The 14,348-nt window shown below is 45.3% G+C and carries 11 protein-coding genes; 6 read left to right on the forward strand and 5 right to left on the reverse strand.

Going from position 1 to position 14,348, the window contains the following annotated elements; genetic code table 11:
• Positions 1–243: 243 nt before the first annotated feature.
• Positions 244–1,380 carry an acetylornithine deacetylase gene (gene argE, locus BTO10_RS21940; protein WP_105025825.1) on the reverse strand — a complete coding sequence of 379 codons (1,137 nt, stop codon included), beginning with the start codon at positions 1,378–1,380 and terminating at the stop codon, positions 244–246.
• Positions 1,381–1,534: 154 nt separating this feature from the next.
• Between argE and argC the strand changes: the two genes are divergently transcribed.
• The 4 genes from argC (at position 1,535) to argH (ending at position 6,887) form a co-directional block, all read left to right on the forward strand.
• Positions 1,535–2,539 carry an N-acetyl-gamma-glutamyl-phosphate reductase gene (gene argC / locus BTO10_RS21945; RefSeq protein ID WP_105025826.1) on the forward strand — a complete coding sequence of 335 codons (1,005 nt, stop codon included), beginning with the start codon at positions 1,535–1,537 and terminating at the stop codon, positions 2,537–2,539.
• 12 nt (positions 2,540–2,551) lie between these two features.
• Positions 2,552–3,340, forward strand: a complete 789-nt coding sequence (argB, locus tag BTO10_RS21950; protein ID WP_102425980.1) for an acetylglutamate kinase — start codon at positions 2,552–2,554, stop codon at positions 3,338–3,340.
• A gap of 113 nt (positions 3,341–3,453) precedes the next feature.
• Positions 3,454–4,665 (forward strand): argininosuccinate synthase, encoded by a 1,212-nt coding sequence (locus tag BTO10_RS21955; protein WP_105025827.1) that lies wholly within the window; start codon positions 3,454–3,456, stop codon positions 4,663–4,665.
• Between the two features lie 347 nt (positions 4,666–5,012).
• Positions 5,013–6,887 carry an argininosuccinate lyase gene (argH, locus tag BTO10_RS21960; RefSeq protein ID WP_004737153.1) on the forward strand — a complete coding sequence of 625 codons (1,875 nt, stop codon included), beginning with the start codon at positions 5,013–5,015 and terminating at the stop codon, positions 6,885–6,887.
• 218 nt (positions 6,888–7,105) lie between these two features.
• Here argH and BTO10_RS21965 read toward each other — a convergent pair whose 3' ends face one another.
• Positions 7,106–7,354, reverse strand: coding sequence for a DUF3624 domain-containing protein (locus BTO10_RS21965; RefSeq protein WP_105025828.1), 249 nt, complete (start codon positions 7,352–7,354; stop codon positions 7,106–7,108).
• Between the two features lie 87 nt (positions 7,355–7,441).
• Between BTO10_RS21965 and BTO10_RS21970 the strand changes: the two genes are divergently transcribed.
• Positions 7,442–7,789, forward strand: coding sequence for a RidA family protein (locus BTO10_RS21970; protein ID WP_004737155.1), 348 nt, complete (start codon positions 7,442–7,444; stop codon positions 7,787–7,789).
• A gap of 370 nt (positions 7,790–8,159) precedes the next feature.
• Here the strand turns inward: BTO10_RS21970 and BTO10_RS21975 are convergent, their stop codons facing one another.
• The gene (locus BTO10_RS21975; RefSeq protein ID WP_105025829.1) at positions 8,160–9,626 is read right to left on the reverse strand and encodes a dihydrolipoyl dehydrogenase; all 1,467 of its coding nucleotides are present in this window, start codon (positions 9,624–9,626) and stop codon (positions 8,160–8,162) included.
• A 207-nt stretch (positions 9,627–9,833) separates the two neighbouring features.
• On the reverse strand, positions 9,834–10,562 hold the full coding sequence (locus BTO10_RS21980) for a glutathione peroxidase (protein WP_105025830.1): 729 nt from the start codon (positions 10,560–10,562) through the stop codon (positions 9,834–9,836).
• Positions 10,563–10,782: 220 nt separating this feature from the next.
• On the opposite strand from BTO10_RS21980, the gene oxyR reads away from it, so the two are divergent.
• The gene (gene oxyR, locus BTO10_RS21985) at positions 10,783–11,676 is read left to right on the forward strand and encodes a DNA-binding transcriptional regulator OxyR (RefSeq protein ID WP_004737158.1); all 894 of its coding nucleotides are present in this window, start codon (positions 10,783–10,785) and stop codon (positions 11,674–11,676) included.
• A 93-nt stretch (positions 11,677–11,769) separates the two neighbouring features.
• Here the strand turns inward: oxyR and BTO10_RS21990 are convergent, their stop codons facing one another.
• A complete protein-coding gene (locus BTO10_RS21990; RefSeq protein WP_004737159.1) occupies positions 11,770–14,331 on the reverse strand; it encodes a penicillin-binding protein 1A in 2,562 nt (853 codons plus the stop codon).
• Between the last annotated feature and the right edge of the window lie 17 nt (positions 14,332–14,348).

The raw sequence follows: 14,348 nt of genomic DNA on the forward strand, positions 1-14,348 counted from the left end.
GTAAAAAAATTACATCCATTGTTCCTTGTTAAGTACACAATCTAGCGAAAACTGCTGTATCTAGTCAAATAAAGCATTCTAAGTTTGCAATTATTAGTTTTCGAAATGCGGGAGAAGTAAATTTTTTAATACTTCGGAATAAAGTGAAATTTAATTACAAGATCAGGCTTTGGCAGGGATAACAGAATAAAAGCCACCTTTTGAGGTGGCTTTTGTAAAAAAGTATCGTAGAGGTAGCAATAACTAGAAACAATATTTACGGATTGATTTACCTAAAATATCAATCGTTGGGTCGATGAAATCGAAGCTTAAGAATTCATCCGGCTGGTGGGCTTGGTCAATCGAACCTGGACCTAATACCAAGGTTGGACATAGCTCTTGTAGGAAAGGCGCTTCAGTACAGTAGTTGACGGTTTGCGATTCAACTTCACACACTGACTCCATGCCGCCGATAAACGGATGGTCGTGCTGACACTCGTACCCCGGGATAGGTTCATGTAGGGGGGTAATTTCAATTCTGCCCGGCCATTTCGCTTCTACTTCTTTTAGCGCACTGCGCAGCATGTTATCTAAACCGTCTAAGCTGATACCTGGCAGAGGACGTACGTCGTAGTGCAGCTCACAACAGCCACAGATACGGTTAGCGCTGTCACCACCATGAATATGACCTAGGTTTAGTGTCGGGCTTGGAATAGCGAACCCTGGGTGGTGGTACTCTTTAATTAATTTGTCGCGCAGCTGCATCAAAGCAAACAGCACTTCATGCATGATTTCGATAGCATTAACGCCTAATGCTGGATCTGAAGAGTGACCTGATTTACCGGTTACTCGCACTGCATTCGCCACGTGACCTTTGTGCCCGCGAATCGGTACTAGGCTGGTCGGTTCACCAATGATGCAGTAATCCGGTTTAAACGGTGCGTTTTCAGTGAAATGACGTGCACCTAGCATGGTGGTCTCTTCATCACAGGTTGCCAATACATAAAGTGGCTTCGCCTGTTTACTCCAATCCATCTTTCTTACTGCTTCATAGATAAAGGCGAAAAAGCCTTTCATGTCAGCAGTACCTAATCCGTAGAAGCGATTGTTGTGTTCTGTCAGTGCGTGAGGGTCGAAATTCCAACGTCCTTCATCAAATGGCACGGTATCGCTGTGTCCAGCCAATAATAAGCCGCCTTCACCCGAGCCCATTTTTGCGATCATATTATGCTTGCCAGGCTCAACTTCCACGACTTCTACGCTAAAGCCAAGGTCTTTAAACCATTGAGCCATTTTTTCGATCACTTTCTCGTTGCCATGATCCCAGCTTGGATCAGTAGAACTAATAGAGTCGGTGGAAATTAGGCCTTTATAGACCTCAAGGAAACTCGGTAATTGCATAATATCTTCACTTCTACTATTGACAGGAAAATCATAAGTCGGTAAAACACATATTAAATCACATTTAATGCATAAGAAACCAAATAAAGCTAAAAATTAAGTATGAATAGTCAAATTTTGAAATGTAACTTACCTCAGAAATGGATGTGTTGAGATGTTGAAAACCACGGTCATTGGCGCAAGCGGCTACACAGGAGCAGAACTGGCTCTAATGATAGACAGACACCCTGAGCTCACGCTATCAGGTTTGTATGTCTCAGCCAATAGTGTAGACGCAGGTAAACCTATTGCATCGCTACACGGTAAGCTAGCGGGCTTGATTGATATGCCAGTTCAGCCGCTGACTAATCCAGAAGAAGTGGCAAAACAGTCTGATGTAATTTTCCTAGCGACAGCACATGAAGTGAGTCATGACCTAGCTCCAATCTTTCTAGAGAATGATTGCCAAGTATTCGACCTATCGGGTGCTTTTAGAGTTAAAGGTGAAAACTTCTACCAAGAGTTTTACGGCTTTGAACACCAACACGAACAGTGGCTAGATAAAGCGGCTTACGGCTTAGCTGAATGGAACGAACAAGAAATAAAAGAAGCTCAGCTTGTTGCAGTCGCAGGCTGTTACCCAACGGCATCGCAACTGGCGATTAAGCCTCTAGTGGAAGCTAAGTTACTGGATGAGAACCAGTGGCCAGTGATTAACGCGACCAGTGGCGTTAGCGGGGCAGGGCGCAAGGCGACTATGGTCAACAGCTTCTGCGAAGTGAGCCTGCAAGCTTATGGTGTATTCAACCACCGTCATCAACCTGAAATGGCTGCACATTTAGGGTGTGATGTGATTTTCACTCCGCACCTAGGAAACTTTAAGCGCGGCATTTTAGCGACCGTTACTATGAAGCTGGCTCAGGGCGTGACAGAACAACAGGCACAAGATGCCTTTGAGCAAGCTTACCAAGGCAAGCCAGCCGTAAGGTTGCTCGAAGAGACATTGCCAAGAATTCAAGATGTAGAACAGACACCTTTCTGCGATTTAGGTTGGAAGGTACAAGGTCAACACATCATCGTTGTTTCAGCGATTGATAACTTATTGAAGGGTGCATCTAGCCAAGCGATGCAGTGTTTAAATTTACGTTATGGTTTTGCGCCATTAACTGCGTTAGTGTAAAGGAATCTAGATATGAGCCTTAATAATCAACCATTAATCATAAAGTTAGGTGGCGCTGCGCTATCTTGTGGTGAAACACTTAGCAAGTTATTTGGAGCTATCTCTGCTTACCAACAACAAGCACAACGACCTATCGTGATTGTTCACGGCGGTGGTTACCTTGTCGATGATTTGATGAATAAGTTGAACCTTGAGACTGTTAAGAAAGAAGGTTTGCGCGTTACTCCTTATGATCAGATTCCTGTTATTGCTGGCGCGCTAGCGGGCACGGCGAACAAATTACTGCAAGGTCAGGCGATTAAAGACGGTATTAATGCCGTTGGTTTGAGCCTAGCTGATGGTGGTTTATGCAAAGTGAGCGAATTGAACGCTGAACTGGGCGCAGTTGGCAAAGCTGAGCCAGGTGATTCAACTGTTCTACAAGCCATTCTGAATGCGGGCGCGCTGCCAATCATTAGTTCAATTGGTCTTACTGAGCAAGGACAACTGATGAATGTGAATGCAGACCAAGCAGCGGTAGCCGTTGCTGGTGCACTTGATGCTGAGCTGGTACTGCTTTCTGATGTCAGTGGAGTACTAGATGGCAAAGGTCACCTAATTCCAAGCCTCAACCAGCAGCAAGCTGATGACCTTATCGAAGGGAAAGTGATTACTGACGGCATGATCGTTAAGGTTCAAGCCGCACTAGAAGCAGCTAACGACCTTGGACGACCAATCGAAGTCGCTACGTGGCGATACCCAGAAAAGCTAACACAACTGTTTTCAGGTAAAAGCATAGGAACACAGTTTTTACCTCAGTAGGTCTCACTGCGAGTCACTACTTAAAGAATTTAGACAAATTAAATAAACATATAATTATGAAGTCATTTCCAACGCTGACCGCCATGTGCAGTATGGAAACTAGGAGAAAGAAAATGAGCAAAGTTAACGTAAAGAAAGTTGTAGTAGCCTACTCTGGCGGTCTTGATACATCAGTAATCATTCCATGGTTGAAAGAGAACTATGATTGTGAAGTTGTGGCGTTTGTCGCGGATGTTGGTCAAGGCGCTGAAGAACTAGAAGGCATTGAAGAGAAAGCAAAAGCTTCGGGTGCTTCTGAGTGTTACATCGCTGACCTTAAAGAAGAGATGGTTGCTGATTACATCTTCCCAACGCTAAAAACCGGTGCTTACTACGAAGGCAAATACCTACTAGGTACTTCAATGGCTCGTCCAATCATTGCTAAGGCACAGGTTGAAGTTGCGCGTAAAGTAGGTGCAGACGCACTGTGTCACGGTTGTACGGGTAAAGGTAATGACCAAGTTCGTTTTGAAGGTGCATTTGCTGCACTAGCACCAGACCTACACGTAATTGCACCATGGCGTGAGTGGGATCTAGTGAGCCGTGAAGAGTGTTTGGACTACCTAGCTGAGCGTAACATCCCTTGTACTGCTTCTCTGACTAAGATCTACTCTCGTGACGCAAACGCATGGCACATCTCTACAGAAGGTGGCGTACTAGAAGATACATGGAACGCGCCAAACGGAGATTGCTGGGCATGGACGGTGGATCCTGAGCAAGCGCCAAACGAATCTGAAACAGTAACGCTTAAAGTAGAAAAAGGCGAAGTGGTTGCCGTTGACGGTGAAACAATGACGCCATACAACGCACTGGTTTACCTGAACGAGAAAGGTGCTAAGCACGGTGTTGGTCGTATCGATATCGTAGAGAACCGTCTTGTTGGTATGAAGTCGCGTGGTTGTTACGAAACTCCGGGTGGCACCATCATGATGGAAGCGCTGCGTGCAGTAGAGCAACTGGTTCTTGATAAAGCAGCATTTGAATTCCGTGAAGAGCTAGGCGTTAAAGCTTCTCACCTTGTATACGATGGTCGTTGGTTCACTCCACTATGTAAGTCAATTCTTGCTGCGACAGAAGAGCTAGCGCAAGACGTTAACGGTGAGGTAGTTGTTAAGCTTTACAAAGGCCATGCAACGGTAACTCAGAAGCGTTCTGACAACAGCTTATACTCAGAAGAGTTTGCAACCTTTGGTGAAGATGAAGTTTACGACCAAAGCCATGCTGAAGGCTTCATCCGTCTTTACTCGCTATCAAGCCGTATCCGTGCTCTGAATAGCCAAAAGTAATGCTAACAATGAGTTAGTAAGCTAGCCTTCACTGAAGTATTGAAGGCCAGCAAACAGACATGATTATGCAAAGCCCACTCACTATTGATTAGTGAGTGGGCTTTTTACTTTCTAATCGCTTAATAAATCAGCTTCGGTTTTTACTATCGGATGGCATATAATTCGCGCTCTACGCTGTAAAGAATCAATGGATGAATCTTTTGGTGAATAAATATGTTAAAAAAATGAATTAATACTTTATTTTCATTTTGAATTGCCGTAAGTTTAAACCATCAGAAAAATACTGAATCTTAATCAGAATTATCATTTGCAAAAACAGTGAGCACTGTGCAATTAGGAGATACACAATGGCATTATGGGGCGGTAGATTTACCCAAGCAGCAGACACGCGGTTTAAAGATTTTAACGATTCTCTTCGTTTTGACTACCGATTGGCTGAGCAAGACATTGTGGGCTCAATTGCCTGGTCTAAAGCTCTACTGTCGGTCAACGTATTAACAGAAGAAGAGCAGCAGAAGCTTGAGTTAGCGCTGAATGAGCTAAAACTTGAGGTAATGGAAGACCCTGAACAGATTCTACGTTCTGATGCAGAAGACATTCACAGCTGGGTTGAACAACAACTTATCGGCAAAGTCGGTGATTTGGGTAAAAAGCTTCACACTGGCCGTTCTCGTAATGACCAAGTGGCGACAGACCTGAAATTATGGTGTCGTCAACAAGGTAACCAACTGCTGCTAGCACTTGATCGCCTGCAGAGCCAAATGGTTAATGTTGCTTCTCAGCATCAAGGTACTGTGCTTCCTGGCTACACTCACTTACAACGTGCTCAGCCAGTAACGTTTGCTCACTGGTGTTTGGCTTACGTTGAAATGTTTGAGCGTGATTACTCGCGTTTGAATGATGCGATTAAGCGTCTAGATACATGTCCGCTGGGTTCTGGTGCCCTTGCTGGAACCGCTTATCCGATGGACCGTGAAGAGTTAGCTCACAACTTAGGTTTCCGTCGTGCAACGCGCAACTCTCTAGATTCAGTATCTGACCGTGACCATGTGATGGAGCTGATGTCTATCGCTTCTATCTCTATGCTTCACCTTTCGCGTCTTGCGGAAGATATGATTTTCTACAACTCAGGTGAATCAAACTTCATCGAGTTAGCGGATACCGTGACATCAGGTTCATCTCTGATGCCACAGAAGAAAAACCCGGATGCATTAGAGCTTATCCGTGGTAAAACAGGCCGTGTATACGGTTCACTTGCTGGCATGATGATGACAGTAAAAGCACTGCCTTTGGCTTACAACAAAGACATGCAAGAAGATAAAGAAGGTCTGTTCGACGCTTTAGACACTTGGAATGACTGTATGGAAATGGCGGCGCTGTGTTTTGACGGCATCAAAGTGAACGGCGAGCGTACACTTGAAGCAGCGAAGCAAGGTTATGCAAACTCTACGGAGCTAGCTGATTACCTAGTAGCGAAAGGCATTCCTTTCCGTGAAGCTCACCATATCGTAGGCGTAACCGTCGTTGCGGCGATTGCGAAAGGCTGCGCTCTAGAAGAGTTAACCATTGCAGAGATGAAAGAGTTCTCTGAGGTGATAGAAGAGGATGTGTACGACATCCTGACCATTGAATCGTGTCTTGAAAAACGTAGTGCGCTAGGTGGTGTATCACCGAAGCAAGTGGCTTACGCGGTTGACCAAGCTGAGAAGCGTTTAGCGCAGCGTGATACCTCTATCGTTAAGGTTCGTCCTGCTCGTTTGACTGACATTGAAGCGTTGGAAGGCATGGTCGCTTACTGGGCGAATATGGGTGAAAACCTACCTCGTTCTCGTAATGAGCTGGTGCGTGATATTGGCTCATTCGCCGTCGCAGAACATCATGGCGAAGTGACCGGTTGTGCATCGCTCTATGTCTATGACTCTGGTTTAGCGGAAATCCGTTCACTGGGTGTCGAAGCTGGCTGGCAAGGTCAAGGGCAGGGCACTGCGATTGTTCAGCACTTGGTAGAGAAAGCACGCCAAATGGCAATTAAGAAAGTGTTTGTACTGACTCGTACGCCTGAGTTCTTTATGAAGCATGACTTCTTACCAACATCGAAATCTCTGCTGCCTGAGAAGGTACTGAAAGATTGTGACCAGTGTCCTCGCCAACATGCATGTGATGAAGTCGCGTTGGAAGTGAACTTAGTCGAGCAGATAATTGCTAAGGTTAACGTTGCATAACACCTTGATTTTATGGGCCCTAAAAAAAAGATCAAAAATCTGATCTTTTTTGGGAACAAACTAAGAAAAGCCCGGTCTATTAAAGTACCACTGCTTTTTCTTAGAATTTTCTAAGAAAGCCCCAAAACCGATTGGTTTTGGGGCTTTTTTCTATCTGCCTTTGGCGAAAGGTGAGAGCTCGATAATTGAGATGATCGCCTGTCCTACAAATACCTCAGCTAACGCTTTTTGCTTCTCAAAGGCAGTACCAAGAACTTCATTATCCAATGCAGCGACAATAAACCACTGAATGCGAACGCTGCCATCATCAAAGCGATGGCGTTGATGGTTTTTGGGTCTTCCCTGAAAAACAGCCACCATACTCCCCAACTCAATATCGACAACACCGTGAGTTGATTCATACAACGCTGGCAACGACCGAGTTTGTTGAAGATTTTTTCATTTTTATTGCAATGAAGACATGTCATCTTGGGCTTGATTCGCGTTATGCTTATTGCCCTGATAATAACACGTCACAAGATATTGGATCACGGTGACATAGAGAGAGAAGATCGATGATTGAGCGCCAAGAAACCAAGCAACGCATGAGCCGTATTGTTAAACACAACGGTACTATCTACCTATGTGGCCAAGTTTGTGCGGATGCAACAAAAGGCATTACAGAGCAAACACAGACGATGCTAGATAAAGTAGAAGCGTTACTTGAGCAAGCTGGCAGTGACAAAGAGCACATGCTGTCAGCAACGATTTACTTGAAAGACATGAAAGACTTCCAAGAAATGAACGCAGTATGGGATGCATGGGTTCCAGAAGGTCACGCTCCTGCTCGCGCATGTGTGACTGGCGACATGGCTCGTGAAGCACTACTTGTTGAGATCTCTGTGATTGCAGCTGAGAAGTAATTTTCTCGCATTTAGCGATAAGTAACGGGTTTAAGAGATTCCAGATACTTCGCCCCTCAGTTCTGGAATGACGGATTAAGTGTTGGTTTAGTTGCTTAATTAAATCAACGTCATTCCCGATAGTGACGAAGGAGCGTAGTCGGGAATCTCTGTTTATGTGTGACAGAGACTCTAGATACTTCGTCCCTTAGTTCTGGAATGACGGATTAAGTTTAGGCTTAGTAGCTTAACTAAATCACGTCATTCCCGATAGTGACGAAGGAGCGTAATCGGGAATCTGTTATTTGCTCGTTGCCAAAAAACAAAAAGGAAAGCCAATGGCTTTCCTTTTTAATATCTAATCTATGCGTTCTGTCTCAATCGACCGAGATTAACAACCTGGACCACAGTCTAGACAGTGTTTCACCATCTCTGGACCTAGGTGCAGTTTCGCATTCAGGTCACGTAGTGCAGTTCGTACACCTTCTTCGATTACTGGGTGATAGAACGGCATATCTAGCATTTCAGAAACCGTCATCTTGTTTTGGTGTGCCCATGCTAACAAGTGCGCTAAGTGTTCTGCGTTTGGTCCCATCATTTCAGCTCCAAGGAAGCGACCTGTACCTTGCTCGCCGTAAACATGCAGAATACCTTTGTTGCGTAGCATCACTCGTGAGCGGCCTTGGTTCTCGAAAGACACTTCACCCGTTGCGAAGCAACCACATGTGCCTAAGCGGGTAGTGATCTCTTTGTACGTTTCACCAACCATCGCGATTTGCGGGTCAGAGAAAACCGCTGAGATTTTAGAGCGGCGAAGGCCCGCACGAATCTCAGGGAAGCGACCTGCGTTATCACCCGCAATACGAGCTTGGTCTGCTGCTTCATGTAACAGAGGCAGTTGGTTGCTTGCATCACCCGCAATGAATACTGATGGAAGCGATGTTTGTAGTGTGTAGTGGTCAGCGATTGGAACACCACGCTCATCAAGCTCTAGAGAGGTATTCTCTAGACCAAGTTTATCTGTATTAGGGCGACGGCCTGTCGCTGCCAATACGTATTCAACGATGTTGGTTTCTAGCTCACCTTGTTTATTGATGAACTGAATTTCGACACGTGGCTCACCCGCTTCTGTGGTAATACGCTTCATGCTTTCGATTTTTACGTCGGCATCGAGATAGAACTCTTCGTTGAAGGCTTTATTTGCGTAAGCCATGATCTCTGGGTCAGTTACTGGGCCAACTTGACCACCCAAACCGAACAGTTTTGTCTTCACACCTAAGCGGTGTAGCGACTGACCAAGCTCTAAACCAATTACACCTGGGCCAAATACGGCAACAGATTCTGGTAAATCATCCCAGCTGAACACGTCATCGTTGATGATTAGGCGGTCGCCAAGTTCATTCCAAACGGCAGGATATGCAGGGCGAGAGCCGGTTGCGATAACAATACGCTTTGCTTTGATTATTGTGTGGTCATCAACTTGAAGTGTGTTGTCGTCTAAGAATTTTGCGTAGCCAGAGATTTTATCTTGCTCTGGGATTTCATCGACGCCTTCTAAAACAAAACCAACAAAACGGTCACGTTCAAACTTCACTCGGTCCATGACTTCACGACCGTTAATTACGATATCGCCTTGTGGGTGAACGCCAAAAGCCGGAGCTTTCTCGATTTGGTGTACGCTTTCCGCAGCTGCAATAAGCAGTTTAGATGGCATACAACCAACACGAGCACAGGTTGTACCGTAAGGGCCGCCTTCAATCATCACGACACTGTCAGTGTGTGCTTTTGCAGCGCGGTATGATCCTAGACCTGCCGTACCGCCCCCGATAACTGCTACATCTACATTGACTTGTTTCATAATAATTTTCTCGCAATGGCTAAATTTAGTTTGAACGAACCCCTCCAACTCATGTGATGTTTTTAGTGAGTCAGGATAGCGGGTCAGTTTTGTGGTTCTGTTTTATTAGGTTTAGCTTGTGACTGTGGTTAATGCGAGCCACAAGCTTGATTCAACCCGATAGGGTTAGCTAACCCACAAGTTAGTGGGTTAGCCTTTTGGCAGTGATTAGCCTAGGAAAGCTTCTAACTCTTCGCTACCACCAATGTGTTTACCACCGATGAATACTTGAGGAACCGTTGTGCGACCAGAGATTGCACGTAGGCTTACAGTAGTAGCGTCTTTACCTAGCACTACTTCTTCGTAGTTTAGGCCTTTGTCGATTAGGTTCTGTTTCGCTTTCATACAGAAAGGACAGCCTGGCTTAGTGAATACTGTGATTGACTCTTGCTCTTTGTGCTCTGGAGCAATGTAGTTCAGCATAGTGTCTGCATCAGAAACCTTGAACGGGTCGCCTGGTACGTCTTCTTCGATGAACATTTTCTCTACCACGCCGTTTTTAACTAGCATGCTGTAGCGCCATGAACGTTTGCCGAAGCCGATGTCGTTTTTCTCAACTAGCATACCCATGCCGTCTGTGAAATCACCGTTACCATCTGGGATGAATGAGATGTTTTCTGCTTCTTGGTCTGCTTTCCATGCGTTCATTACGAACGTATCGTTTACAGAAACACAAAGGATGTCATCAACACCGTTCTCTTTGAACACTGAATGTAGTTCGTTGTAACGAGGAAGGTGGCTTGACGAACAAGTTGGCGTAAACGCGCCTGGTAGGCTGAATACGATAACTGTTTTGTCTTTGAATAGCTCTTCAGTCGTTACGTTAACCCATGCATCACCTTGGCGAGTTGGGAATGTTACTTGAGGGATTGATTGACCTTCTTTAGATGCAAACATATTGATTTCCTTAAATGATATTTTAATTTTGTTCTATTAGAGCTTAACGCTTTTCGCTGCTCTGTTTCGTTTTGTTGAGCCCATTATTAGATAAATTCTTTGATAGCTCTAATCGTTTGATGTTATGGTTTTGATAGGTAAATTCTATCAAGAGCATTTTTCTTTTAAATGTTGCTATGAAAACCCTTGTTCTTATTAAACCTGAGGTAAGAGACTGATCATGAACATTCGTGACTTTGAATACTTGGTGGCGCTCGCAGAGCACAAACACTTCCGTAAAGCAGCAGAAGCGTGCTTTGTCAGTCAGCCAACACTAAGCGGTCAAATACGCAAACTAGAAGATGAAATCGGACTTCAGTTAACCGAGCGTAGTCCAAGGAAGGTCATATTTACAGAATCAGGGTTACAACTTGTTGAACAAGCCAAGCGTATTCTCAACGAAGTGAAGACTTTTAAGGATATGGCGAGTGGTCACGGTGAAGCGATGACCGGACCAATGCACATTGGTTTCATTCCAACCGTGGGGCCCTATATTCTGCCTAAAATTGTTCCTCATCTGAAAGAGAGCTTTCCCGAGTTAGAGCTGTACCTGCATGAAGCGCAAACTCATCAATTAGTGAGCCAATTGGAAGATGGCAAGCTGGACTGCTTGGTACTGGCAGCGGTTGATGAAACGGCGGTGTTCAAAGAGATTGATGTGTATGACGAGCCATTGAGTGTCGCGGTTCCATGTGACCATGAGTGGGCTCAGCAGGACACAGTAGATATGCTTCAACTCAATGGGCAGACAGTCTTAGCACTTGGTGACGGTCACTGTTTAAGAGACCAAGCTCTAGGATTCTGTTTTGCTGCGGGAGCAAAAGATGATGAGCGTTTTAAAGCGACCAGCTTAGAGACGCTGCGTAACATGGTTGCGGCAGGCGCGGGGATTACCTTGCTACCTCAATTATCAGTACCAAAAGAAAAGCAGAAAGATGGTGTGTGCTACGTGCCTGCGGTAAACCCAACGCCTTCACGTCGTATTGTGGTTGCGTACCGTCCGGGCTCTCCATTGAAAGGGCGCTTTGAGCAACTGGCGGAGACGATTCGCACTCAGTTGGAAAAGGTCGTTTAGCTTAACCTTCGCATAGCAGATATTAAAAAAGGGTTGATATGAATTCATATCAACCCTTTTTATTTGCTTATGTTGCTAGGTTTAAAGAACTGCTTAGAACAGTTCTTCTACCGTTTCACCTGAAGAGGTGGAGTAGATGTCATCATTGAAACGTTCAGTGATGTACTCAGTAGGCTCTGTGCCTTTCTCGAAGTACTCAAACATTGATGAGCTATCGTACTTGTTGGTCAGTAAGCCGGTATCACGGTCAATACGAACACGAACGATGTTTTCTGGAATCTCTTTGCGTTGTGCTGGAACGCCTGCCAATGCCGTACCCATGAAGTCTACCCATGCAGGCTCTGCTGTCTTAGCACCAGCTTCCGCACCAGTAATCTGGTTTTTACCAAGGTTAGAGTTCGCTTTAGTACGACCTAAGTTACGGTTGTGGTTATCAAAACCGACCCATACCGTTGCAACCATGCCTGGGCCATAGCCGCTGTACCAAGTATCTTTCGAGTCGTTAGTTGTACCTGTTTTTCCGCCAATATCACGACGTTTCAGTGGTTGAGCACGCCAACCTGTACCGTTCCAACCGGTACCCGCACTCCAATCACCGCCGCCCCAGATGTTGCTGTACATCATTTCACGAACTAGGAATGCGTTCTGCTCAGAGATAACTTGAGGAGCGTATTGAACTTTCGCATCCACATCTTGCTCGGCAAACTCATCCGCCATTGGATCGGTCGTGATGGTCTGTTTGCAATCTTCTTTACAGACAACTTTTGGTGTTGCTTCAAACTCAGTCTCGCCAAATGGAGTCTCAACGCGGCTGATGTAGAAAGGTTCAACGTAGTAACCACCGTTAGCGAATACTGAGTAACCTTGCGCTACTTTCATTGGCGTTAAGCTACCAGCACCTAGTGCAATAGTTTCAGAACGAGGCACTTCATCGATATCAAAACCAAAGCGAGTTAGGTAGTTACGAGTGTCATCTAAGCCAACTTCACGCAGTACACGTACCGCCATTACGTTTTTCGATTGAGCTAAGCCAATACGTAAACGAGTAGGGCCGACGTAAGTTGGTGGCGAGTTCTTTGGTCGCCATGCCGTACCTTGGCTCTTATCCCATTGGTTGATTGGCGCATCGTTGATAAGAGAAGCTAGCGTTAAACCTTTTTCAATTGCAGCTGAGTAAATGAAAGGCTTGATACCAGAACCCACTTGACGAATAGATTGCGTCGCACGGTTGAATTTGTTGTGTACGAAGTTAAATCCACCAACCATCGACAATACAGCGCCGTTGTTCGGATTCATTGCCACAAATGCAGTGTTAGCATTTGGTACTTGGCTTAGGCGCCAAACTACTGGAGTGTCAGATTCTGCTGTTACTGACTCTTCTGTCGCTTCTTCAGATACTTCGTCACCTGTGATCGCTTCATGGCGAACCCAAACTTGTTCACCAACGGCAAGAATCTCTTTTGCTTGAGAAGGTGCAGGACCTTGGCGATCGTCTGTTAGGAACTTACGCGCCCAATTCATACCTTGCCATTCAATAGTGCCTTCGCCTTGGTTCTTCACCCATACTTTAGCGCTTTTCGAATCAACAGCAGTCACGACTGCTGGAACTAGGTCACCATAAGTTGGTTGAGACTTAAGGTGTTTAACGATCTTGTCGTGGTCCCAAGCCGATTGAGCAGTTTGCCATAGTACTTTTTCAGCACCACGGTAACCGTGACGCTCATCGTAGCTAAGTAGGTTCTTAATCGCAGCTTGGTTTGCCGCTTTTTGCAGCTTCGAATCAACGGTTGTGTAGACCTTCATACCAGAGGTATATGCGTCTTCACCGTAGCGTTCAACCATCCAAGCACGAGCTACTTCTGCTACGTATGGTGCGCTCAGTTCGATCTCTGCACCGTGGTACTTTGATACAAGCTGTTCATTGCTTGCTTCATCAAACTCGGCTTGAGTGATGTATTTCTCGTCGAGCATACGACGCAATACAACATTACGACGGTTAGTCGCACGTTCAATAGAGTAGATAGGGTTCATGGTTGATGGTGCTTTCGGCATACCAGCCAGAGTCGCGATTTCACTCAATGTAAGGTCCGGAAGATCTTTACCAAAGTAAACGCGTGCTGCTGCGCCAAAACCATACGAACGGTGACCAAGGAAGATCTTGTTGACGTAAAGCTCCATGATCTCTTCTTTGCTAAGCAGTTGCTCAATATGGATCGCAATGAAGATCTCTTTAATCTTACGCATGATCTTTTTCTCATTAGATAAGAAGAAGTTACGCGCAAGCTGCTGAGTAATGGTACTTGCACCTTGTTTTGCCGAACCTGACATCGCTACTACGATAGCTGCACGAGTAATGCCGATTGGGTCAATACCAGGGTGTTCGTAGAAACGGCTATCCTCGGTAGCAATCAAAGCCTCAACTAAGTGGCGAGGGATCTCGTCATAAGTCACTGGAATACGACGTTTTTCACCAAATTGGGAGATCAACTTACCGTCTTGGCTGAAGATCTGCATTGGAGTTTGGAGTTCTACGTCGCGCAAAGTGGCAACATCAGGCAACTCTGGTTTTACGTAGTAATAAAACCCAAAAATTGTACTGACTCCAAGAATAATGCAAATCAATGTAAATATGAATAATCGCTTTATGAACTTCACCGGATAATCCCTGATTA

The organism is Vibrio chagasii (assembly GCF_002954585.1).
Taxonomy (GTDB): Bacteria; Pseudomonadota; Gammaproteobacteria; order Enterobacterales; family Vibrionaceae; genus Vibrio; species Vibrio chagasii_A.

Coding starts and splice junctions, on each gene's coding strand:
- argE (WP_105025825.1), bottom strand. CDS start 1,380: ATGCAATTACCGAGTTTCCTTGAGGTCTATAAAGGCCTAATTTCCACC.
- argC (WP_105025826.1), top strand. CDS start 1,535: ATGTTGAAAACCACGGTCATTGGCGCAAGCGGCTACACAGGAGCAGAA.
- argB (WP_102425980.1), top strand. CDS start 2,552: ATGAGCCTTAATAATCAACCATTAATCATAAAGTTAGGTGGCGCTGCG.
- BTO10_RS21955 (WP_105025827.1), top strand. CDS start 3,454: ATGAGCAAAGTTAACGTAAAGAAAGTTGTAGTAGCCTACTCTGGCGGT.
- argH (WP_004737153.1), top strand. CDS start 5,013: ATGGCATTATGGGGCGGTAGATTTACCCAAGCAGCAGACACGCGGTTT.
- BTO10_RS21965 (WP_105025828.1), bottom strand. CDS start 7,354: ATGACATGTCTTCATTGCAATAAAAATGAAAAAATCTTCAACAAACTC.
- BTO10_RS21970 (WP_004737155.1), top strand. CDS start 7,442: ATGATTGAGCGCCAAGAAACCAAGCAACGCATGAGCCGTATTGTTAAA.
- BTO10_RS21975 (WP_105025829.1), bottom strand. CDS start 9,626: ATGAAACAAGTCAATGTAGATGTAGCAGTTATCGGGGGCGGTACGGCA.
- BTO10_RS21980 (WP_105025830.1), bottom strand. CDS start 10,562: ATGTTTGCATCTAAAGAAGGTCAATCAATCCCTCAAGTAACATTCCCA.
- oxyR (WP_004737158.1), top strand. CDS start 10,783: ATGAACATTCGTGACTTTGAATACTTGGTGGCGCTCGCAGAGCACAAA.